Consider the following 20,108-nt stretch of genomic DNA (forward strand, 5'->3'; position numbering starts at 1 on the left):
CGCGGTCACCATTTTGACGGTGTCGCCGGAGCAGCATATGAACCGTCTGGAGCCTCCGGGTCTTTGCACAGTCCCAACCAACGCGAGGAGAAACGTCATGAAAGCCCCCACCGTCCTCCCGGCCTCCCTGTTCAACGCCGCCTTCATCATCTCCGCAGGCGCCTTCGTTACCGGGTCGGAGAAGACTCCCGCGGACAGGAAAGCCGACAGGAAGCGCCACCATCATCCCCGCGACGGCAAATAATGCCGCCATCAGCGTCATGCCGACGAACGAAAACCGCGGCCATGGGAATCTCTGTTCGTGCAGGCTTCTCGCCGAAGCCGCCGGATGCGATCCGAAACAAATCGGGGTCGGATATTGCCGGAACGTCTTGATGCGTCGCTGGATCGTCGAATGCAACCATGGCTGTGCCAACGGTGTTCCCGCCCAAGCCCAACACGCGCGATGGAAGGATTTTGGGGCGATCGACCCCGTCAAAGCCATTCTCATATGCAACGAATAGCCCACGATCCGACCAAGCGCCCAGGAGAATCGACATAAGAGCGCAACCGGAAACTACCCGCGACCCCGTGTCCGGCAGGGAGGTTCGCACGGCCGACACCGGAGTATCGGTCGAATGGAGCGGTGTGAGGTACCGCTTCTGCTCCGAGCGGTGCCGTGCACGGTTCGTCGTTACCCCATTGTTCCCTACCAAAGGAATCAGAATCGTGGACATCGAGCCCATTTTGAAAATTCGCCGCCTTCGCTTCGTTGCCCCCACCGCAGAAATGCTGCACACGGCCTGCGACGTCCTTCTCGGGATGATGGGAGTACGTTCGGCGACGGCGGTTGATAAGGCTATCGCAGTGCAATACGACCTGCGTCAGGCGACGCTCGAACAATTGGAAAAGACTTGTACGGAATCTGGCCTAGTCCTCCGGGGCGGCCTGCACGGATGGCGGCGTGCCCTGTGGCGCTTCAAGGAAGGCAACGAAATCGAAAACGCGGCGCGCCCGGCTGGTGGGGCCTGCTGCAACCATCCTCCCGCCAGAACCCATTAAGGAATTTCACGAAGGAGAGCGGAAATGGACCCGAGGCAAAACGACGAGGAAGGCCGCCACAAGCACAGGATCGCGTGGGGATGGTGGTTCTTCGCCGTCGTCGCCCTGTTCTACCTGCTCTCCGAGCACCGCGCCCACCTTTTCGGGATACTCCCCTACCTGCTCCTGCTGGCCTGCCCGCTGATGCACATTTTCATGCACCATGGACATCATGGGCAGGGGGAGACTGGCCAAGGTGGAGGGACTGACGGGAAGGAGGACGGAAAATGAACCACGGCGACACCGGCTACGGCCTCTGGACCCTGGCCGTCCTCAACTCGGCGTTCTTCATCCTTTTCGCTGCGAGTTTCTTCAAACCCAGGACGAGACAGGACTGGCGCACCCTCGGGATGTTCTCGGCCTTCCTCGTCGCCCTTTTCACCGAGATGTACGGCTTCCCGCTGACAATCTACCTGTTTTCCGGATGGCTGACCAAGCAGTTCCCAGGCATCGACTGGATGTCGCACGATGCCGGCCATCTACCGGAGATGTTCTTCGGCTGGACGGCCCATCCGCACTTTGGGCCATTCCATCTGCTTTCCGGTGTATTCATCATCGGCGGCTTCTGGTTGCTGGCCAAGGCATGGCCTGTGCTCTACGAGGCCCAAAGGAAGGGGACGCTTGCGGCGGATGGCCCGTACGCGAGGATTCGCCATCCGCAGTACGCCGCGTTTGTCCTGGTCATGTTCGGATTCCTGCTGCAATGGCCGACGATCGTAACGCTTATCCTCTTCCCGATCCTCGTTGCAACCTACGTCAGGCTCGCGCAACGCGAGGAACGCGACGCGGAGGCCGCATTCGGTGAATCGTGGCGGGAATACGCCCGCAGGACGCCGAGATGGCTCCCTCATTTCGGCGACCGATCGGATTAGCCGGACGGGTCTCTTGCAGAACTCCGCCGCCGAAGGTGGCGGGGGCGACTATGGCAATTTAATTCGAGCCGCACCCTTTTGCGCCTTTTTTAGACATTTATGTGCCCGGCGCAGTCGCCTCGACTCACAGACGTCATAGTAGACCAGGTATTTCTTCGCGCCGCATCGCTTATGTCGCCACGATAGACCGGCGCGACGCCCCGCTGCCTGCTACGGCAAGCCTATCGCCAGGATCAACGCGGCAAGCAGTGAGGGTGCCGATCCATTGTCTTTCTGGTTTCCGACGCGCGTACGGGTATTGGTCTGAACGCGGCAACGGTTCACAATCTCTTTGTTTTCAGGGCTGATACTGACCAATTATAGGGAACCGCTGATCGGCTTGGGAAAAACTGATCTGCTTCATCGCCAGTTTCCTCGTCGGCAACGGGCAGACTATACCCAAAGCATCGCCGGCAAGAGAGATTAAATCCGCGTTTCCATAGCGACGAAGATATTGAAATGTCGACCAGAATTCTCCCGACCGACGTTGCATATCAGAACAAAAAAGGGGACTTTGAGGAGCCCCGCCCTTGCTTGTCGCGAATTAGCCGCCACCGCCGTGGTCCTTGTGCAGCAAACCGTTGACGCGCCAGATCTCGTTCCCGTTCATGATGATCTGCTTGTCGTCCTTGGTTTCCATGACGTGGCCGGACTCCATGTAGGTCGGACGACCAAATTTGTCCTCCATCCCCATCTTCCCGTCTTTGAAGATGTAGACCGTACTGCCGTCCTTCAACTCGATCGATTCCTCAACCTGAGCTTTGTCCACTGCGAACGAAGTTATGGAAGACGGCTTTGCGGTCGGCGCGCTCTTGGCGGCCGGGCCGTGTGAAGGCCAGTGAATGCGGCCCTTTCTGAGAGCGTCGTTTTGGGCATCGGCCAACGCCGTCGCGGTGCCTGCGGTGGCCACAATGGCGGTCAAGGCCAGGTTGAAAAAAATCTTTTTCATGGAGATTCTCCTGACGAGATGACATTGATCAGATCCGACCAATGCCGCCTGACCGTGATGCCATCGTAGGTGCCGCATCCCAACAGAACGGTGGACCCGGGGATTAACTTTTGGTCAACCCTTGGAATGCTGTCAGCGTCCGCCACCCTTCTGGTTCTTGTACAGCAGAGTGTCGACACGCCAGATCTCGTTCCCGTTCATGATGATCTGCTTGCCATCCTTGGTTTCCATGACGTGGCCGGACTCCATGTAGGTCGGGCGACCGTATTTGTCCTCCATCCCCATCTTCCCGTCCTTGAAGACGAAGACCGTACTGCCGTCCTTCAACTCGATGGATTGTTGAACCTGACTCAGGTCCGCCGCTGACGCAGTGAGAGTAGCTGCGCCCATCACAGCCGCCGTCAATAGATATTTCAACATTGTCTTTCTCCTAGAAAAAGTGGAACTAGTGGAACTGCATTGACAATGATAATGTCGACCAGCTTACGGCTTGCCGACCACTTGATGACATTTGCGTCATCGTCCGGTAAGTCTGAGGTCAGCGACCAGCCCCCCGATAGAGCGGGTTCTTGGCCACATAGACCGTAACCCCGTCAGCACCTGGGATAATCTTCGTGAGCGGGAACGAAGTCGTGCCGAGCGTATCGAAAGTCCAAGTAGTGATTCTGCCGTTCACATTGAGCTGAATCGTTTCGGACTGTGTGACATTCAGCGACTTGCTCTCGCTGCCCAAATTCACGACCCTACTGCCGGCCGTACCGCTTGCCGGATAGCCATACGGGGCAAGCTGATTTGTCGTTGGCTCGGCCGCAAAGGTTGTTGCGCCTATGGCGGCCAAGGTGACAGCCATCGCCAGCTTGGTACAGGTATTATTCATGACAATTCTCCTGATAACTTTGGGTGGATCGGATATCTCGGGTCAATCAGACTGATTTTGTGTGACCGTGATGCCATAATAGGACCCGCCTCCTAACGACACGGTGACCCAGAGGTTACGTTTTGGTCAGCCTGACGGACATTGCACGATGGCGTGATTCCGGCAAAGAACTTCTGGGCATTCACGGCGTATGACAACCAGTCCCGTTCGCTCCTGCCGACTGACCAGAAATTGGCAAGCTTCAAGAGTACGCTGCCGCGCCAGCAGAAAAATCCGGACGATGGCGTCACCATCTGGTTCGGACCAACCGCCCCTGCCGGCCATGTGGAGAACTGGGTACAGACGATGCCTGGCAAGAACTACAACGTCCTCCTGCGGATCTACGGGCCGCTGGAGCCGTGGTTCGACAAGAGTTGGCAGCCGGGCGACCTCGAATTGCGGCCGTGAGTCTCGCCATCGCTCTCCGCGGGGTGCGACAGCACCACGTGACCGGCACCCGGACAGTAGCGCCACGCTTGCCGTTCGAGTGCTGCTCAGCAGGCACGGGCGTCTATGGGTTGATTCGCCTGCCACCGGCACACTTCCCCGCCTTCCGGCCACTGCATCGAGTCTGGCCGCGCCATGCGCGCGAGTCCCGGGGTCCAGGCGCTGACCGGCATCTCGGCGAAGTCGCCTCGATTCGAGCGGGAAAAAGGCGAGCGGCTGGCGGCCAGTCACGGGCGACCAAGCCCGTTATAATCGCGCCGTCGACCCATCGGCCGCGGCATCCCGACTACCCCCAAACCTGCCAGGGCGCCCTTTGAACTCGAGCCTGCTGCTTGCCGGCATCCCCGTGACGGCTTTTGCCATGTTTCCGCTGCCGCTGCTGCTGCAGCGCCACGGGCGGGCCAGTGCGGCGCTGGCGGCGGCCGGCGTGATGACCGTCTGCCTGGCGCTGCTGCTGCCGCTGGCGCCAGATGCCCTGAGCGGCCACTGCGAGCTCGTGCGCCTCGCCTGGCTGCCGAACTACGGACTGCATCTCAGCCTGCGTCTCGACGGCCTCGGCCTGCTGTTTTGCCTGCTGATCTGCGGCATCGGTCTGCTCGTGGTGCTCTACGCTGCGTACTATCTGCCGGAGAGCGATCGGCTCGGACGCTTCTACGCCATCCTGCTGCTGTTCATGGCGGCGATGCTCGGTGTCGTGCTTTCCGAGAACCTGCTTCTGCTGCTGGTTTTCTGGGAAATTACCAGCCTTTCGTCATTCCTGCTCGTCGCCTATCAGAGTGACAAGTACAAGGCACGCAGTGGCGCCCGCATGGCCCTGGCGGTCACCGGCGGCGGCGGTCTGGCACTGCTCGCCGGTATCCTGCTGCTTGGCCACGTCGTCGGCAGCTTCGAGCTGTCGGCGATCCTGGCTGCCGGCGAGCAAATTCGTGGGCACGCGTTGTACGCGCCGATGCTGATCCTGATCCTGCTCGGCGCATTCAGCAAGTCGGCGCAGTTTCCCTTCCACTTCTGGCTGCCGAATGCGATGGCGGCGCCGACACCCGTTTCCGCGTACCTGCATTCGGCGACCATGGTGAAGGCCGGCATCTTCCTGCTCGCCCGCCTTTACCCGGCATTCGGCGGCAGCGAGCTTTGGTTCTGGCTGGTGGGCGGCAGCGGTGCGATAACCCTGGTCTACGCCGCGACGCTGGCCCTGTTTCGCCACGACATCAAGGGATTGCTGGCCTACTCGACGATCAGCCAACTCGGCCTGATCACCCTGCTGTTTGGTCTCGACACGCCACTTTCGGTGGTGGCCGGCGTCTTCCACGTAATCAACCACGCGATCTTCAAGGCGTCGCTGTTCATGGCTGCCGGCGTCATCGACCACGAATGCGGCACGCGCGACATGCGCCGGGTCAACGGCATGTTCCGCTACATGCCGATCACCGCGACGCTGGCGATCATTGCTGCCGGCTCGATGGCCGGCGTGCCACTACTCAACGGCTTCCTGAGCAAGGAAATGTTCTTCGCGGAAACCACTGCCAATCCACAGTTTGCGCCCCTGGGCTGGGCGCTGCCGCTGTTTGCGACGATCGCCGGCATGCTGGCGGTAGCCTATTCCGCACGCTTTGTGCACGACGTCTTCTTCCATGGCGAACCGATCGATCTGCCGCGTCAGCCGCATGAGCCACCGCGCTGGATGCGCGTACCGATCGAGTTGCTGGTGCTGCTCTGCCTGCTGGTCGGCATCGTGCCGCGCTGGACGGTCGAACCGCTGCTCGCCGCGGCGGCGACGGCAACGCTGCAGGTGCCGCCGCCGACGTTCCAGCTGGCGCTCTGGCATGGCTTCAATCAGCCTCTGCTGATGAGCCTTGTCGCACTGGCCGGCGGCGTCCTGATCTACGCGCTGCGGGTTCCGCTGTTCGCCTGGCAGGAGCAATTGCCTGCGATGCATCCGCGCACCGCTTTCGAACGCTTCCATCGCCAGCTCACCCGAAGCGCGCATGTGATCGTCACGCTGCTCGACAACGGTTCGCTGCAGCGCTATTGCGCGCTGCTCTTCGGCTTCGTCGTCGTCCTCGGCGGCTGGTCGTTTTTCTCCGCGCCCAGCGGCAGTCACCGCCTGCCCATGCAGGCGGCCGACGAGGCCGCCGTCTTCGCACTGCTCGCGCTGCTGATCGGTGCGGTCGGCGCCACGATGCTGTACCGCGAACGCTTGCTGGCGGTGATCCTGGTCAGCGTCGTCGGGCTGGTCGTGGCGCTGACCTTCCTCCGTTTCTCCGCGCCGGACCTCTCACTGACCCAGCTCGCCGTCGAGACCGGAACGGTCATTCTGATGCTGCTGGTGCTGTATTACCTGCCGCCGCGCAGTGCCCCGAAGAGCAGCGCTCGCCGTCTGGCGCGCGACCTGCTGCTGGCACTGTTCGTCGGCGGTGGACTGGGGCTGATCACCTTGCGGATGCTCACTGCCCCACACGAGACGATCGCCGATTTCTATGTGCAGCAGTCACTTCCCGGCGGTGGTGGCGCCAACGTCGTCAATGTCATCCTGGTCGATTTCCGCGGCTTCGACACCCTCGGAGAAATCACCGTCCTGGCCATGGTCGCCCTCGCCTCGCATGCCCTGCTCGACCGCCTGGTGCTGGTCGCGCCGAGGCGTGATGCCGACGGCCGCCGCTGGGCCAGCGACGCGCACCCGCTCTTTCTCTCGATGATGATGCAGCCCCTGCTGCCCCTGGCTCTGACCGTTTCGGCGTATGTCTTTCTGCGCGGACACAATGCGCCCGGGGGTGGTTTCGTCGCCGGCCTGATCACCGGGGTCGCGCTGATCATGCAGTATCTGGCGAATGGAATCGCCTACGGCCAACGGCGCATGCCGGACGAGCAGCCGGGGCTGCTCGCCCTGGGACTGCTGCTGGCGGCCGGCATCGGTGTTGCGAGCTGGGCTTTCGGGCGGCCTTTCCTTACCGGCGCGCATGGTCACCTGCGGCTTCCGCTGCTCGGCGAAATCGAACTGGCATCGGCGATGATTTTTGATCTCGGTGTGTATATCGTCGTCGTGACCGTCGTCCTGATCGTGCTCGCGGGTCTCGGCCGACTGTCACTCGTCGCCCACCGGCATGGGGAGGAAAGCTGATGGAAGCGCTGCTCGCCACCGCGGTCGGAATACTCGCTGGCTGCGGCGTGTTCCTCATCCTGCGTGCCCGTACGTTTCCCGTATTGCTCGGGCTGACGCTGCTCTCGTACGCCGTCAACCTTTTCCTGTTTGCCAGCGGCCGTCTGCGCCTCGACGCACCGCCGTTGATTGGCAGCGGCGCGAGCTACGCCGACCCCCTGCCGCAAGCGCTGGTGCTCACGGCGATCGTCATCGGCTTCGGCATGACGGCCTATCTGGCGATGTTGGCGCTTCGCGGCCTGTCCGAATCGGGCTGCGATCACATCGACGTGGACCAGGGGCGGTGAATACACACGCGCCGATCCTGCCGATCCTGATTCCCTTCGCGGCCGCCCTGCTGCAGATCGCCTGTGACCGCCCGGCATTCCAGCGCGGCGTCGGAATTTCCGCCGCCGCGCTGCTGATCATCGCCACGAGCTGGCTGGCGTGGCTCGCCGACGCTGGCCAGTTGCACATCTACGCGCTAGGAGACTGGCCGGCGCCGTTCGGCATCGTGCTCGTCGTCGACCGCCTGGCAGCGGCCATGACAATGCTTACGGCAGTGCTCGCATTCGCCTGTCTGCTCTACGCCAACGCGGGATTCGACCTGCGCGGCAGACACTTTCAACCGTTGTTCCAGTTGCAACTGTTCGGCGTGCTCGGAGCCTTTCTGACTGGCGACCTGTTCAATCTGTTTGTCTTCTTCGAGGTGATGCTGCTCGCCTCCTACACGCTGCTTGCGCACGGCGGCGGAATCCGGAGAACGCGCGCGGGAATCGCCTACGTGGTGCTCAATCTCGTCGGCTCGGCATTTTTTCTGCTCGCACTGGGACTGCTTTACGGCACGATGGGCACGCTCAATCTGGCGCACCTGGCGGATCGCCTGACGCTGCCCGGGTATGACCAGGCGCTGACGCGACTGGCGTTCGCCCTGTTGATCGCCGTCTTCGCGCTCAAGGCCGGTCTGCTGCCACTGTCCTTCTGGTTGCCGCATACCTATGCTGCCGCCGGGGTGCCGGTTGCTGCACTGTTTGCCATCATGACCAAAGTCGGGATCGTCGCCATCCTGCGGGTGCACGCCGTTGTCCTTGCGCCGACGATGCCCGACCTGCTCGGGCACTGGCTGACGACGCTGGCTTTGGCCACCGTCGTCTTCGCGGCACTCGGCACGCTTGCCGCCACGCGCCTGCGGACACTTGCCGCCTGGCTGATCCTGCTTTCGGCCGGAAGCTTGCTGCTCGCACCGGCACAACCGAGGCCGGGGGTCACCGCAGCCGCCATCTATTACCTGCTACATTCGACCGTCTCCGGCGCAGCGTTCTTCCTGCTCGCCGGAGTCATCGCCGAACAGCGCGGCAACGCTGCCGACCATTTCACGGGACGATCGACTTCAACCGCCGTCTGGGTACGGCTGGCCTTCCTCGCCGCAGCGACGACGGCCGCCGGACTGCCGCCCTTCTCCGGTTTCCTCGGCAAGCTGATGCTGCTGACGACACTGCGTGACGCCACGGCCGGACCGGCGATCTGGGTAATCCTCCTGGGCGCCGGCTTCGTCGTCCTGATCGCGCTGGCGCGCGACGGCAGCGAACTGTTCTGGAAAGGGCCGTTCACCGCCAGCGCAAGTCCGAATGTCATCGCATGGCAAAAAGTGACGGCGACACTGCTGCTGGTCGCTGGCGGCCCGTTGCTGGCGCTGTTCGCAGGCCCGCTTGCCAACTACGCAGAACGGGCCGCCGAGCAGCTGTACGCGTCCGAGGCGTACGTGGCTCACATCCTTGGCCCGCAGCGGCCGCATCGGCAATGAAACGCGGGCTTCTGCCGCGACCGCTTCTGTCGGCCACCGTCCTGCTGCTCTGGCTGGTGATCAGCAGTCCCGTGTCGGCCGGCCTGCTCGTACTCGGCAGTCTGCTCGCCGTCGCCGTGCCCTTGCTGACGCAAGCGTTCTGGCCGGACCCGCCGCGCCTCGTTCGCCCGGCACGGGCGCTGCATTTCGTCGGCGTTGTCGCGGCCGATATCTTTACCGCCAACTGGCGCGTCGCCCGCCAGGTGATCGGTCCGCTTTGCCGGCTGTCACCGGCGCTCGTCGAAGTGCCGCTCGACCTGCGCGATCCCTTCGTCGTCACGCTGCTCGCCAGCGTCGTCTCGCTGACGCCGGGAACGGTGGCGATTGACGTCGATCGGCGGCGCTGGATTCTGCTCGTGCACGCCCTGGATGCACCCGACCCGCAGGTGCTGGCGCGCGCGATCAAGCAACGATACGAACTGCCACTCCGGGAGATTTTTGCATGCTGAACGCCGCCATCGAAATCGCCTTCGTCCTGATCGGCGCTGCTCAGGCGCTCAACCTCTATCGTCTGGTGCGGGGCCCGGACACCGTCGACCGTGTTCTGGCGCTAGACACCATGGGCATCAACACCATCGCACTGATCATCCTGTTCGCAATTCGCGCGGCGACCACGACGTATTTCGAGACGGCGCTGTTGCTCGCGCTGCTGGGTTTCGTCGCTACCGCGGCGTTCTGCAAGTTTCTGCTGCGCGGAGACCTCATCGAATGAGTACGGCGACTGAATCGGCTGTCGCGGTGCTGATCGTTCTCGGCGCGCTCGTCGTCCTGCTCGGCTCGATCGGCCTGGCGCGCCTGCCCAATTTTCTCGACCGGCTGCATGGCCCGACCAAGGCCACCACTCTCGGCGTCGGTGCACTGCTGCTCGCATCGGCGATCTTCTTCTCGAACCGCGACGGCGGCGTCAGCCTGCACGAACTGGCAATCCTGCTCTTCCTGTTCCTCAGCGCGCCGGTCAGCGCGCATCTGCTCGCCAAAGCGGCTCTGCATCGGCAGCACGCCGTGAACCGAAGGGATCACGAAGCACTCACCGCGAGCGACAGCAGTCTGCCCGGAGACATCGACGAGGCATCGTAAACGCCCGCTGCCGCGGACGCGAAGCGGCGGCAGATGGTAGAATCGCGCTTCCCCGACTTGCTGCCCAGGCGCCGCCACCGATGACGCTGCACCAGCGGCGGGAATCCGGTCGATCACAGCGAGGAGACGCACGCAATGGCTGAGGAGGGTCAGTTTTTTCGCCCGGTGAAGGATTTCTGCCAGCGCAACGTCGTCACCTGCGGGCCCGACGACGCGCTCGTCGAGGTGGTCCGAATCATGCGCGACAAGAACATCTCCAGCGTCGTGGTCTGTGAGAACACGCTGCCCAGCGGCATGATCACCGATCGCGATCTGCGCAACAAGGTGGTCGCCAACGGAGTCGATCCGTCCTCCCTCAGCGTGCGATCGATCATGCACAGCCCGCTGTCGGTGATTGGCGAGGACGATTTTCTCTACGAAGCGCTGTACCGGATGTCCCGCGAGAAGATACATCGCCTGGCACTGGTCAACGACAAGGGGGAGCTTTCGGGAATCATCACCGACAGCGACATCATCCGCCTGCAGTCACATTCGCCGCATCAACTGGTACTCGACATCGAAACGGCGAAGGACTTCGACGAACTGAAGACGGTCTATTCGAGAATCCAGAGCCTGGTCCTCCACCTGAACGGCACCGGCGCCAAGACGCGCGACGTGGTGCGCATGATCGCCCACCTGAACGACCAGATCCTCCTGCGGCTGATTGCGCTGATTCGCCGGGATCATTTCAACGACCTGCCGGAGCGCTTTGCCTTTGTCGTTCTCGGCAGCGAGGGGCGCGGCGAGCAGACGCTGCTCACCGACCAGGACAACGCGATCATCTATGGCGACGAACTCGGGCCGGAGCAGATCGCCAAGATCGAGGGGTTTTCACAGCTGCTGATCGATTCCCTGGTCGCCATCGGCATCCCGCCCTGCAGCGGCGGGATCATGGCGAACAACAAGGAGTGGCGGCGCAGCCTGAGCAAATGGAGCGATCAGCTCGATCGCTGGATGCAGGTGCCGAGTCCGAACCACGTCCTCAGTTGCGGGACTTTCGCGGACATCCGGACCATTTACGGCGACACCTCATTCGAGCAGGAACTGAAGGCGCAGGTGTACAGGCACGCGCAACAGAACAAGCTGTTCCTGATGCGAATGGTCGAGAACACCCTGCGCTTCGTCCCTCCGATCGGCTGGTTTGGCAAGATCAAGGGCGAGAAGGAAGGGGAGCACTCGGGCATGCTGGAAATCAAGAAAGCGGGAATTTTTGCGCTTTCCGAAGGCGTCAAGGCGCTCGCGATTCAGGCCGGCAAGCTCGAAGGAAGCACCCACCAGCGACTGGAAATGCTGGTCAAGGACAAGGTGGTCAACAAGAAGATGGCCGCCAACATTGCCGAGAGCTTCGATTTCCTGGTTCTGATGCGCCTGCGCGGACAGGTCGAAGCGGTGCACGAAGGGCGCAAGCCGGACAACTACATCTCGCTCGAACGACTAAACATGATGGAACTGGGCAGGCTGCAGATCGCCCTGAAGGGAGTGGAGAAATTTCAGGAATTCGTCAAGGGCCATTTCAAGCTGCATTTGCTCAGGTAAGCACAACCGCGCGATGTTGGGGCAGCGGCGAGATGTCGGCCGATCGCAGTTCCCCCTGCGCGGCGAGTGAGTCTGGGAAGAAATCGCAGCGAACAGGCGCGCAACTCCGCCGGCCGACTGGGTAGTAAATTGCGTTTACAGGCTTCGACGCCATCAGAACAGGCTTGCCTCGGCGTCGTCGTCCTTCTTGACGCCGGGCTTGCGACCACGTGCCGGCGTTGGCGGATCGCACGACAGCCGGCAGCTGATGCCCTCGATCTTGCGGCCATCGAGGAAACGGGTCACCCGGCAACAGATCACGTCGCCCGATGCAGCAAGCCGGGAAATCTCTTCGCGCAGTTCGCTGAGCGGGATGTTCAGTGCCTCGGCCATGTCGACATCGAGTTGTTCGGCGTTGGCTCGCAGGTAGGCAACAATCGTTTCGGTCATCGGACTACTCCCAAGAATGCCGTTACCAGTTGGCAAAGAATCGCAGTGTGCACCGCGAATCGCTTTCTGGCAATTCCTGCGAACGTTTCTCCCGGCATTCCTGGCGATACCTCTGCCTTGGCGATCCGCTTGGCAAGCCACTTTGCCGCGCCGCGTGACGGATTCCGGGCAGAGCGCCCGGCGGCCGGCGCCGGGTGCGGTTGCAGCGGCTTGCCCGCGAGCACAGGCTGGCCGGCAGGCTTGTCAGGCAGCTTTCTCGATCAGCGGCAGGGCGGGTGTGCCGGTCGCCGGAACTTCCGTCTCCGGCCGCACAATCTTGGCGGCCCTCGAAAACAGCGACTTGACATTTGCCACGGCAGACTGGAGGGTGGGGGAGACTGCTTGCCACTGCTTGTCGATGCCTGTCACCAAGCCCCGGCCGATACCTCCGAACTGTCCTTCCACGATCTGGGCGACCGTCGTCGACGACTCGCTGTAGATCTCGTAGATACGCCGCGAGTAAGCCAGCGACTGCTCGGCGGCTGCGATGATCGCCGGTTTCTGCACCGCCAGCAGCCCCTGCAGGTCTCGTGCTTGTGCCAGCGCGGCGAGGTTTTCGGCGCTCCGCTCGGTAAAGGCGCGAGCCGTCTCCACGTTCAGCGTCGCCAGTTGGCCAATGCCATCGAGCGAGGTGTTGACGATGGTTCTGAGGTCGTTCAGGCCAGTCTGGCTGGCGCTGGTCAATTTCTCTGTAAGCTTGTTCATGCTTGATCTCCTTGGGAATACGAAAAATCGCAGGGGCTCGACTCGGCCCGCAGCGAATTGCTGCAATGCAGCATAACGTTCATTCTTGTCCATCAGGTGACGTTTGTCAACTTCTCATGTTGCATTGCGGAAGTGCCGGATTTGACAGTACGGTGGAAATGACCCACCGAGAGAGCCCATCCGCGACAAGAACGCCAGCGAACGCGGCACAGGGTAGAATTCTTCCTTTCTTGGCAGGCAACACACTCGTGCAGGAACAGACTCCCTATTCGCTGATTGGCGGCGAAAACGGCGTCGCCCGGCTATGCGACCGCTTCTACGAACTGATGGATTCGGTTCCGCAGTTCGCGGCAATACGTGCGATGCACCCCGCCGATTTGCAGGCGTCGCGCGACAAGCTGTTCATGTTTCTCTCCGGCTGGCTCGGCGGGCCGGACCTCTACGTGCAGCAAATCGGTCATCCGATGCTGCGCCGTCGCCACCTCCCCTTTGCCATTGGCACGGCCGAGCGTGACCAGTGGGTCGCCTGCATGTACCTGGCGATGGAGTCGATCGGCATCGACGAAACAGTGCGCGAGAAACTGCTGACCGCCTTCTTCGACACTGCCGACTTCATGCGCAACCAGCCTGCCTGAGCGATACGCGCTGCGCCGCAGCAATCTGGGCGACCCGTGCTAGAATGTCGCCCCTTCCTCCATAGCCGCAACCGACATGTCCCGCCCCGTCCGCAACATCGCCATCATCGCCCACGTCGACCATGGCAAGACCACCCTCGTGGACAAGCTGCTGGTGCAGGCCGGAAGCTTCGCGGCACACCAGCACATCACCGAGCGGATGATGGATTCCAACGAACTCGAGAAGGAGCGTGGAATCACCATCCTCGCCAAGAATCTGGCGGTGGATTACGCTGGCGTCCATATCAACATCGTGGACACGCCGGGCCACGCCGATTTTGGCGGCGAAGTCGAGCGCGTCCTGTCGATGGTCGATGGCGTGTTGCTGCTGGTCGATGCCGTCGAAGGCCCGATGCCGCAGACCCGCTTCGTCACCAAGAAAGCGCTGGCACTCGGCCTGCAACCGATCGTCGTGGTCAATAAGATAGACCGTGACGGCGCGCGGCCGGACTGGGTGGTCGATCATACCTTCGACCTCTTCGACAAGCTCGGGGCGAACGACCAGCAACTCGATTTCCCCGTACTTTATGCATCCGCCATCAACGGTTACGCGACGCGCGATCCGGCGACACCGTCGCCCGACCTGCGGCCGATGTTCGAGACCATTCTCGAACACGTCCCGCCGCCGCGAGCGGACGGCATCGACGGCGCACTGCAACTGCAGATTTCGGCACTCGATTATTCGAGCTACGTCGGCCGCATCGGCATCGGCCGCCTGCAGCGCGGACGCCTGCGACCAGCACAGCAGGTGCTCGTGATGTTCGGCCAGGCAGATTCCCAGGGCAGGTTCGAGCATGGTGCGCCAAGAAACGCCAAAGTCGGACAAATTTTCGGGTTTCGCGGTCTCGAACGCGTACCGCTCGAAGAAGCGTTGGCCGGCGACATCGTGCTCGTCACCGGAATCGACGATCTCGCGATCGGCTGCACGGTCACCGATCTGGACAAGCCGGAAGCGCTGCCGATGCTGAAGATCGACGAGCCGACGCTGAACATGACGTTCATGGTGAACAATTCGCCGCTGGCCGGCACGGAAGGAAAATTCGTCACCAGCCGCCAGATCGGCGAGCGCCTGCGCAAGGAATTGCTGACCAACATGGCGCTGCGTGTCGAAGAGACGTCCGATACGGACAGTTTCCTGGTCTCTGGACGTGGCGAACTGCACCTGACGATCCTGCTCGAGAACATGCGCCGCGAAGGGTACGAGCTGGCGGTCGGGCGGCCAAAGGTGATCATCAAGGAAATCAACGGCGAACCGTGCGAGCCTTACGAGATGCTCACGCTCGATGTCGAGGAGTCGCACCAGGGCGGCGTCATGGAAGCGCTTGGCTATCGGCGCGGCGAACTGCAGGACATGTCTTCGGACGGACGTGGCCGGGCTCGCCTCGAATACCGCATCCCCGCGCGTGGCCTGATCGGCTTCCAGGGCGAGTTCCTCAATCTGACGCGCGGCACCGGCCTGATGAGTCACGTTTTCGACGAGTACGCACCGCTGAAGGGTGACATCCCGGGGCGCCGCAACGGCGTCCTGATTTCGGCCGAAAAGGGCGAAGCGGTCGCCTACGCCTTGTGGAAACTGCAGGATCGCGGACGGATGTTCAGCAGTCCCGGCGACAGACTCTACGAGGGCATGATAATCGGCATCCACAGCCGCGAAAACGACCTGGTCGTCAATCCGATCAAGGGCAAGCAGCTGACCAACATCCGCGCCGCGGGCAACGACGAGGCGGTGCGCCTGGTGCCACCGGTGGCGCTGACGCTGGAATCCGCAGTCGAATTCATCGATGACGACGAACTGGTCGAAATCACGCCGAAAAGCATCCGCATCCGCAAACGCCTGCTGACCGACAACGAGCGCCGCCGGGCTGCGCGCGAAGGCTAGACTCGCCGTCCGGTGCCGACCAGGGGTACGCACGATGCACACACAGTCCACTCTGCCGCACACCAGCCGGCTGATCAGCGGCGCCGAGTACCGCGAATCTCTGCGACAGTATGCGCCGAAGGTTTACGTCGACGGCCGATTGATCGAATCGGTAGCCGACGCCCCGTCGCTGCAACCGGGAATCAATGCGCTGGCCGTGAGCTACGATTTCGCTCTCGATCCGGCGAGAGCACCACTGATGACTGCCGTGCAAACTTTCCGTGGAGCGACGGTCAATCGCATGCTGCACATCGATGAGTCGTCGGGCGACCTGTTGAACAAGCTTGAAGCCGTGCGCCTCCTCTGTCAGGAAACAGGCTGCGCACAACGCTACCTGGCACACGACGCGCTGAATGCGATCCACCAACTCGCTGCCAGAGTCGACGACGCGCTGGACAGCAACGAGTACCGCACGCGCTTCGCTGCCTATCTCGCGGAAGTACAGGCGCGCGACCTCTCACTTGGTATCGCAATGACCGATGCCAAGGGTGACCGCTCGCGCCGGCCGCATCAGCAGGACAATCCTGAGACCTATGTGCACATCGTTGAACGCAGTGGCAAGGGGATCGTCATCTCGGGAACCAAGGCGATCGTCACTGGCGCCCCGTACATGCACGAGTTCCTGGTCATGCCCAGCCGCAACATGGGCGTGGCCGATGCCGACTTCGCGGTGTGCTGCGCCGTGCCGATCGACGCCCCCGGAGTGACCATCGTGGCGCGGCCGGCGGGGCGGCCTGGCGAAAGGCTCGAGCATGGCGCTGCACTGTTTTCACGCCGCTACGGACAATCGACCGCCGTGGTGATTTTCGACCGCGTTTTCGTCCCCTGGGAACGGGTATTCCTCGCTGGCGAGTGGGAGCATTCCGGCTCGTTGACTTACGATTATGCCACGCACCATCGACACAGCTGCATCGCTGCCCGAGCCGGTTTCGGCGACCTTCTGATCGGCGCCGGCGCCTTGATCTGCGAGGCTAACGGCTTCGACCCCGGGCGCAAGGCCAGCCTGCGCGAGCCGATGGTCGAGCTGATCAAGATCACCGAAGGCTTCTTCGCCTGCGGTGTGGCAGCCAGCGTCTACGGCACGCCGGACCGACACAGCGGAAGCTTCGTACCCGAACCGGTGTTCGCCAACATTGGCAAGCTCCTGCTGGCCACACAGATATACGACATGCATCGCTTGGCGCACGAGGTCTCCGGCGGACTGATCGTCGCCCTGCCCGGCCCCGACGAGGACCATAACCCGGCGACCGCGGCAACGCTTGCCGAGGTACTGCGCGCCAATCCCGACGTTCCCTACGACAAACGGATCGAAGTGGCCCGCTTCATCGAGGATTTGACCGCCTCGTATCAGGGCGGCTGGTACTCGGTGATCAGCCTGCACGGCGGCGGCTCGCCGGCGGCCATGAAGCAGGAGATCTGGCGCAATTACCCGCTGGGCAGCAAGGTGGAACTGGTCGAAAGGCTTCTTGAACGGGGCGTGCTGCACGACGAGTCACGCCCGGTCACGCGCAATCGCCAGCCGGGACGCTGTTGCGACGCCGGCTGTTCGCGACCGTGGCAGGCAATCATGGTGCCGTTGCCGAACACCGACGATACTCGCGGCAATCCGGACCAGCAGTAAGACCGGCAGGCGGGTGTGCCTCGTCGGCACGAGTCGACGAAACCGGCGGCGGCATTCGCCCGCGGGGCAAAGAGTGCTCCGCGGGATTCATCAGCGCTGGCCGATCGTGCGGCGACGGGAGCACCGCAACCCGCGCCAATCCACTACGAAAGCCGTTGCGGAGGCTCTCGCTGCACGTCGCCGCTCGACACGAGGCGCAACCGGGATCGCCCGGACGGCGTCAGGCTCACCATTTCCAGTTCGCTGCCGAGCAGCGTCACTCGACCCGGACGACGATTGTCCCCGGTATCGCTGTACTCGAAGTGATAGACGCGCCGCAGGCGCAGCCGGCCTTGGTCATCACGCGCCGGGCGCAACGAGCCAAGCGCCACGGTGTCGTCGAGCAGCAACAGGCCTTCCGCCGCACAGGCGGCGCGCGCAGCAGCCATGCCGGCGGCGCGCGCCTGGAAGCTGCCGAACCAGAACCAGCCGAAGGCGAACAGAACCAACAGGCTGATCGTTTCCATCCACGGCATCTGACGATCCCTGAAAGAATGACTGCCCGCGGCGGCGCGAACGTTCGTCCGGGGGAGCCGTGATAGGCGTCGCGCCGCGTCGTCCCCGCACAAAACCGCAGGCGAGCTGGCTATACTAGCGAAAAATGGCTCACACGACACCTCGCACGAATTCGCTGGAGAACGACGTCAAGCGTTTCCGACACGTACGCGGCCTCGCCATTGCGATCTTGCTCACCCGAGCAGAGAAAAACTGCCTAAGGACGGTGAGCCCACGGTCAGACGCTCCGTGATACGCTTGGCGAGGCGGGCCGCCGTCATCCTGCTGCTTGCCGGCCTGCTCGGCGGTGCCTACTGGTGGTACCTGCAGACCGGCAACCGATCGCTCGAACAGCGCTACAAGCTGCAGGCGATCGAAAGAGGCGACCTTACCCAGACGGTTTCGGCCAACGGCACGCTCAATCCGGTGGTGCTGGTCAATGTCGGCACACAGGTCTCCGGCACGGTCACCAAACTCTACGTCGATTTCAACGACAAGGTCGAAAAGGGGCAGCCGCTGCTCGAACTGGACGACGCACTCCTTGCCGCGCAGGCCCGACAATCGGCGGCCAACGTCGGCAATATCGCTGCCGCCCTCGATCTTGCACGCGCCAGCGAAGCGCGCATGAAAGCGCTGTTCGAGCAGGAATACGTCTCTCGACAGGAACTCGAACAGGCGATCCAGACACGGCGTTCGAGCGAAGCGCAACTGCTCCAGGCGAAAGCTGCAGCCGACAAGGACCGGGCGAATCTCGGCTACACGCTGATCCGTTCGCCGGTATCGGGAGTCGTCGTCGACCGCGTGGTCGACCTCGGGCAGACCGTCGCCGCCAGCCTGCAGACGCCGACATTGATCAAGATCGCACAGGACTTGTCCGAAATGCGCATCGATTCGAGCTTCGCCGAGGCCGACATCGGCAAGATTCGCCCAGGACAGAAAGTGCGCTTCACGGTCGACGCTTTTCCCAACCGCATTTTCCACGGCGCGGTCGAGCAGCTTCGCCTCAACCCGACGATCCAGCAGAACGTCGTCACCTACAATGTGCGTGTTTCGCTCTCCAACCCCGAACAGATCCTGCTGCCGGGCATGACCGCGTATGTCAGCATCGCCGTCGCCAGCCGGGAGAACGTGCTGTTGGTGCCCAACGCCGCGCTCCGTTTCCGACCGAGCGACGATCGTCCGGGGGCCGGTGACAGCACGGCGCCGAAAGCGGCAGGCGACGCGACCAGCGGAGTCCAACCGGGCAGGAAGCGGGACGGCGCCAGCGGTACCGTTTTCCGGGTTGACCATGGCGAGCTGAAAGCGGTGAACTTGCAGCTCGGGATCACGGACAACCGCAATACGGAGGTGACTGGCGGCGACCTCAAGGTCGGTGACATGGTGGTGACCGGGGAAAACGTCCCCGCCGGTGGGAAACCGAGCAGCGTCGGGATGAGGCTGTTCTGAGAAGCGAGGCGCCGCGACATTGGCCTCGCAACGGGCTACAATCTTCCCCTCCTGCAACGACTACGAGATACTGCACATGCCCATTTACGCCCTTGGCGCAAAGCGCCCGCAGCTCCATCCGCAAAGCTGGGTCGCCCCGAACGCCATCGTGATCGGCGACGTTCAGCTGGCGAGAAACGCTTCGATCTGGTGGAACACGACGGTACGCGGCGACAATGATCCGGTCTACATCGGCGAGAACAGCAACGTCCAGGACAACTGCGTTCTGCACACGGACGAGGGCGTTTCCCTGACGCTAGGCCGCGACGTCACCATCGGCCACCTCGTGATGCTGCACGGCTGCAAGATCGGCGACGGGTCGCTGATCGGCATCGGCTCGGTGCTGCTCAACCACGTAGTCGTCGGCGAAGGCTGCATCGTCGGCGCCAACACGTTGATTCCCGAGGGCAAGGTGATCCCGGACCATTCGCTGGTTGTCGGCTCACCGGGGAAGGTCGTGCGTCAACTCAGCGCGGAAGAGGTCGCACGCATCCGGCACAGTGCCGATCACTATGTCGACAACTGGCAGCGGTATCTGCGCGACCTGCAGGCGATGTGATGGCCGGCGTAGCTTAATGTGCGCTGGCCGCAGGCGTGCATGACCGGCGGCGCGACACCGACAAGGCTGCACCGCCGAGCAAGAGCAGCGCAAGCGAAGCGGGCTCGGGTGCCGCCCGCGGCGCCAGGTCACCGAGCAAACGGTCCACCGGGTTGGCGGGATGCAAGCCATCGGAAGAAGCAGAAACGCGGCCGTTGGGGACGGGTGTTT

At 62.7% G+C, this 20,108-nt stretch carries 24 protein-coding genes; 17 read left to right on the forward strand and 7 right to left on the reverse strand.

Annotated elements, in window-relative coordinates; all coding sequences use genetic code 11:
* The first annotated feature begins 97 nt into the window (after positions 1-97).
* The 4 genes from NFV80_RS17270 (at position 98) to NFV80_RS17285 (ending at position 1,952) form a co-directional block, all read left to right on the forward strand.
* Positions 98-244, forward strand: coding sequence for a hypothetical protein (locus NFV80_RS17270; RefSeq protein ID WP_295331630.1), 147 nt, complete (start codon positions 98-100; stop codon positions 242-244).
* A 464-nt stretch (positions 245-708) separates the two neighbouring features.
* Positions 709-1,041 carry a hypothetical protein gene (locus NFV80_RS17275; RefSeq protein WP_295331631.1) on the forward strand — a complete coding sequence of 111 codons (333 nt, stop codon included), beginning with the start codon at positions 709-711 and terminating at the stop codon, positions 1,039-1,041.
* A gap of 24 nt (positions 1,042-1,065) precedes the next feature.
* Positions 1,066-1,311, forward strand: coding sequence for a DUF2933 domain-containing protein (locus NFV80_RS17280; RefSeq protein ID WP_295331633.1), 246 nt, complete (start codon positions 1,066-1,068; stop codon positions 1,309-1,311).
* The gene (locus NFV80_RS17285; protein ID WP_295331635.1) at positions 1,308-1,952 is read left to right on the forward strand and encodes an isoprenylcysteine carboxylmethyltransferase family protein; all 645 of its coding nucleotides are present in this window, start codon (positions 1,308-1,310) and stop codon (positions 1,950-1,952) included. The genes NFV80_RS17280 and NFV80_RS17285 overlap by 4 nt, the downstream gene beginning before the upstream one ends.
* Before the next feature lie 583 nt (positions 1,953-2,535).
* Here the strand turns inward: NFV80_RS17285 and NFV80_RS17290 are convergent.
* The 3 genes from NFV80_RS17290 to NFV80_RS17300 form a co-directional block, all read right to left on the reverse strand.
* A complete protein-coding gene (locus NFV80_RS17290; RefSeq protein ID WP_295331668.1) occupies positions 2,536-2,775 on the reverse strand; it encodes a CopK family periplasmic copper-binding protein in 240 nt (79 codons plus the stop codon).
* 297 nt (positions 2,776-3,072) lie between these two features.
* Positions 3,073-3,360: a periplasmic Cu(I)/Cu(II)-binding protein CopK gene (gene copK, locus NFV80_RS17295; protein WP_295331637.1), complete on the reverse strand. Its 288-nt coding sequence runs from the start codon at positions 3,358-3,360 to the stop codon at positions 3,073-3,075.
* A gap of 118 nt (positions 3,361-3,478) precedes the next feature.
* Positions 3,479-3,817 (reverse strand): CzcE family metal-binding protein, encoded by a 339-nt coding sequence (locus NFV80_RS17300; RefSeq protein WP_295331639.1) that lies wholly within the window; start codon positions 3,815-3,817, stop codon positions 3,479-3,481.
* 153 nt (positions 3,818-3,970) lie between these two features.
* Here NFV80_RS17300 and NFV80_RS17305 point away from each other — a divergent pair, with 153 nt between their 5' ends.
* The 8 genes from NFV80_RS17305 to NFV80_RS17340 all read left to right on the forward strand — a co-directional run bounded on the left by NFV80_RS17305 (position 3,971) and on the right by NFV80_RS17340 (position 11,934).
* Positions 3,971-4,264: a DUF1214 domain-containing protein gene (locus tag NFV80_RS17305; protein WP_366143450.1), complete on the forward strand. Its 294-nt coding sequence runs from the start codon at positions 3,971-3,973 to the stop codon at positions 4,262-4,264.
* Positions 4,265-4,616: 352 nt separating this feature from the next.
* Positions 4,617-7,421, forward strand: coding sequence for a monovalent cation/H+ antiporter subunit A (locus tag NFV80_RS17310; RefSeq protein ID WP_295331641.1), 2,805 nt, complete (start codon positions 4,617-4,619; stop codon positions 7,419-7,421).
* A complete protein-coding gene (locus tag NFV80_RS17315; protein WP_295331643.1) occupies positions 7,421-7,747 on the forward strand; it encodes a Na+/H+ antiporter subunit C in 327 nt (108 codons plus the stop codon). The genes NFV80_RS17310 and NFV80_RS17315 overlap by 1 nt, the downstream gene beginning before the upstream one ends.
* Positions 7,744-9,243 (forward strand): monovalent cation/H+ antiporter subunit D, encoded by a 1,500-nt coding sequence (locus tag NFV80_RS17320; RefSeq protein ID WP_295331645.1) that lies wholly within the window; start codon positions 7,744-7,746, stop codon positions 9,241-9,243. The genes NFV80_RS17315 and NFV80_RS17320 overlap by 4 nt, the downstream gene beginning before the upstream one ends.
* Positions 9,240-9,731, forward strand: a complete 492-nt coding sequence (locus NFV80_RS17325) for a Na+/H+ antiporter subunit E (protein WP_295331647.1) — start codon at positions 9,240-9,242, stop codon at positions 9,729-9,731. The genes NFV80_RS17320 and NFV80_RS17325 overlap by 4 nt, the downstream gene beginning before the upstream one ends.
* Positions 9,725-9,994 carry a K+/H+ antiporter subunit F gene (locus NFV80_RS17330; RefSeq protein ID WP_295331649.1) on the forward strand — a complete coding sequence of 90 codons (270 nt, stop codon included), beginning with the start codon at positions 9,725-9,727 and terminating at the stop codon, positions 9,992-9,994. The genes NFV80_RS17325 and NFV80_RS17330 overlap by 7 nt, the downstream gene beginning before the upstream one ends.
* Entirely contained in the window at positions 9,991-10,359 is a 369-nt protein-coding gene (locus tag NFV80_RS17335) for a Na+/H+ antiporter subunit G (protein ID WP_295331650.1), read from the forward strand. The genes NFV80_RS17330 and NFV80_RS17335 overlap by 4 nt, the downstream gene beginning before the upstream one ends.
* Positions 10,360-10,494: 135 nt before the next feature.
* Positions 10,495-11,934 carry a DUF294 nucleotidyltransferase-like domain-containing protein gene (locus NFV80_RS17340; protein ID WP_295331651.1) on the forward strand — a complete coding sequence of 480 codons (1,440 nt, stop codon included), beginning with the start codon at positions 10,495-10,497 and terminating at the stop codon, positions 11,932-11,934.
* Between the two features lie 153 nt (positions 11,935-12,087).
* On the opposite strand, the gene NFV80_RS17345 is transcribed toward NFV80_RS17340, so the two are convergent.
* Complete coding sequence (locus NFV80_RS17345; RefSeq protein WP_295331653.1) at positions 12,088-12,363, reverse strand: ArsR family transcriptional regulator; 276 nt, start codon at positions 12,361-12,363, stop codon at positions 12,088-12,090.
* Positions 12,364-12,606: 243 nt separating this feature from the next.
* Positions 12,607-13,107: a phasin family protein gene (locus tag NFV80_RS17350; protein WP_295331655.1), complete on the reverse strand. Its 501-nt coding sequence runs from the start codon at positions 13,105-13,107 to the stop codon at positions 12,607-12,609.
* Between the two features lie 248 nt (positions 13,108-13,355).
* Here NFV80_RS17350 and NFV80_RS17355 point away from each other — a divergent pair, with 248 nt between their 5' ends.
* From NFV80_RS17355 to NFV80_RS17365, 3 genes are all read left to right on the forward strand, one after another.
* A complete protein-coding gene (locus NFV80_RS17355) occupies positions 13,356-13,742 on the forward strand; it encodes a group II truncated hemoglobin (RefSeq protein ID WP_295331656.1) in 387 nt (128 codons plus the stop codon).
* A 76-nt stretch (positions 13,743-13,818) separates the two neighbouring features.
* A complete protein-coding gene (typA, locus tag NFV80_RS17360) occupies positions 13,819-15,660 on the forward strand; it encodes a translational GTPase TypA (RefSeq protein ID WP_295331657.1) in 1,842 nt (613 codons plus the stop codon).
* A gap of 34 nt (positions 15,661-15,694) precedes the next feature.
* Positions 15,695-17,320, forward strand: a complete 1,626-nt coding sequence (locus NFV80_RS17365; RefSeq protein ID WP_296759450.1) for a 4-hydroxyphenylacetate 3-hydroxylase N-terminal domain-containing protein — start codon at positions 15,695-15,697, stop codon at positions 17,318-17,320.
* Positions 17,321-17,463: 143 nt separating this feature from the next.
* Here the strand turns inward: NFV80_RS17365 and NFV80_RS17370 are convergent, their stop codons facing one another.
* Positions 17,464-17,835 (reverse strand): DUF3301 domain-containing protein, encoded by a 372-nt coding sequence (locus tag NFV80_RS17370; RefSeq protein WP_295331661.1) that lies wholly within the window; start codon positions 17,833-17,835, stop codon positions 17,464-17,466.
* A gap of 268 nt (positions 17,836-18,103) precedes the next feature.
* Here NFV80_RS17370 and NFV80_RS17375 point away from each other — a divergent pair, with 268 nt between their 5' ends.
* Positions 18,104-19,300 (forward strand): efflux RND transporter periplasmic adaptor subunit, encoded by a 1,197-nt coding sequence (locus tag NFV80_RS17375; protein WP_366143451.1) that lies wholly within the window; start codon positions 18,104-18,106, stop codon positions 19,298-19,300.
* A gap of 76 nt (positions 19,301-19,376) precedes the next feature.
* Positions 19,377-19,898, forward strand: a complete 522-nt coding sequence (locus NFV80_RS17380; RefSeq protein WP_295331663.1) for a gamma carbonic anhydrase family protein — start codon at positions 19,377-19,379, stop codon at positions 19,896-19,898.
* A gap of 13 nt (positions 19,899-19,911) precedes the next feature.
* Here NFV80_RS17380 and NFV80_RS17385 read toward each other — a convergent pair.
* The coding region (locus NFV80_RS17385) for a PEP-CTERM sorting domain-containing protein (protein WP_295331664.1) at positions 19,912-20,108 on the reverse strand (197 nt) is incomplete at its 5' end.

It is taken from the genome of Accumulibacter sp. (assembly GCF_023806565.1).
Taxonomy (GTDB): Bacteria; Pseudomonadota; Gammaproteobacteria; order Burkholderiales; family Rhodocyclaceae; genus Accumulibacter.

Coding starts and splice junctions, on each gene's coding strand:
- NFV80_RS17315 (WP_295331643.1), top strand. CDS start 7,421: ATGGAAGCGCTGCTCGCCACCGCGGTCGGAATACTCGCTGGCTGCGGC.
- NFV80_RS17280 (WP_295331633.1), top strand. CDS start 1,066: ATGGACCCGAGGCAAAACGACGAGGAAGGCCGCCACAAGCACAGGATC.
- NFV80_RS17300 (WP_295331639.1), bottom strand. CDS start 3,817: ATGAATAATACCTGTACCAAGCTGGCGATGGCTGTCACCTTGGCCGCC.
- NFV80_RS17270 (WP_295331630.1), top strand. CDS start 98: ATGAAAGCCCCCACCGTCCTCCCGGCCTCCCTGTTCAACGCCGCCTTC.
- copK (WP_295331637.1), bottom strand. CDS start 3,360: ATGTTGAAATATCTATTGACGGCGGCTGTGATGGGCGCAGCTACTCTC.
- NFV80_RS17345 (WP_295331653.1), bottom strand. CDS start 12,363: ATGACCGAAACGATTGTTGCCTACCTGCGAGCCAACGCCGAACAACTC.
- NFV80_RS17335 (WP_295331650.1), top strand. CDS start 9,991: ATGAGTACGGCGACTGAATCGGCTGTCGCGGTGCTGATCGTTCTCGGC.
- typA (WP_295331657.1), top strand. CDS start 13,819: ATGTCCCGCCCCGTCCGCAACATCGCCATCATCGCCCACGTCGACCAT.
- NFV80_RS17365 (WP_296759450.1), top strand. CDS start 15,695: ATGCACACACAGTCCACTCTGCCGCACACCAGCCGGCTGATCAGCGGC.
- NFV80_RS17340 (WP_295331651.1), top strand. CDS start 10,495: ATGGCTGAGGAGGGTCAGTTTTTTCGCCCGGTGAAGGATTTCTGCCAG.
- NFV80_RS17370 (WP_295331661.1), bottom strand. CDS start 17,835: ATGCCGTGGATGGAAACGATCAGCCTGTTGGTTCTGTTCGCCTTCGGC.
- NFV80_RS17380 (WP_295331663.1), top strand. CDS start 19,377: ATGCCCATTTACGCCCTTGGCGCAAAGCGCCCGCAGCTCCATCCGCAA.
- NFV80_RS17325 (WP_295331647.1), top strand. CDS start 9,240: ATGAAACGCGGGCTTCTGCCGCGACCGCTTCTGTCGGCCACCGTCCTG.
- NFV80_RS17330 (WP_295331649.1), top strand. CDS start 9,725: ATGCTGAACGCCGCCATCGAAATCGCCTTCGTCCTGATCGGCGCTGCT.
- NFV80_RS17285 (WP_295331635.1), top strand. CDS start 1,308: ATGAACCACGGCGACACCGGCTACGGCCTCTGGACCCTGGCCGTCCTC.
- NFV80_RS17350 (WP_295331655.1), bottom strand. CDS start 13,107: ATGAACAAGCTTACAGAGAAATTGACCAGCGCCAGCCAGACTGGCCTG.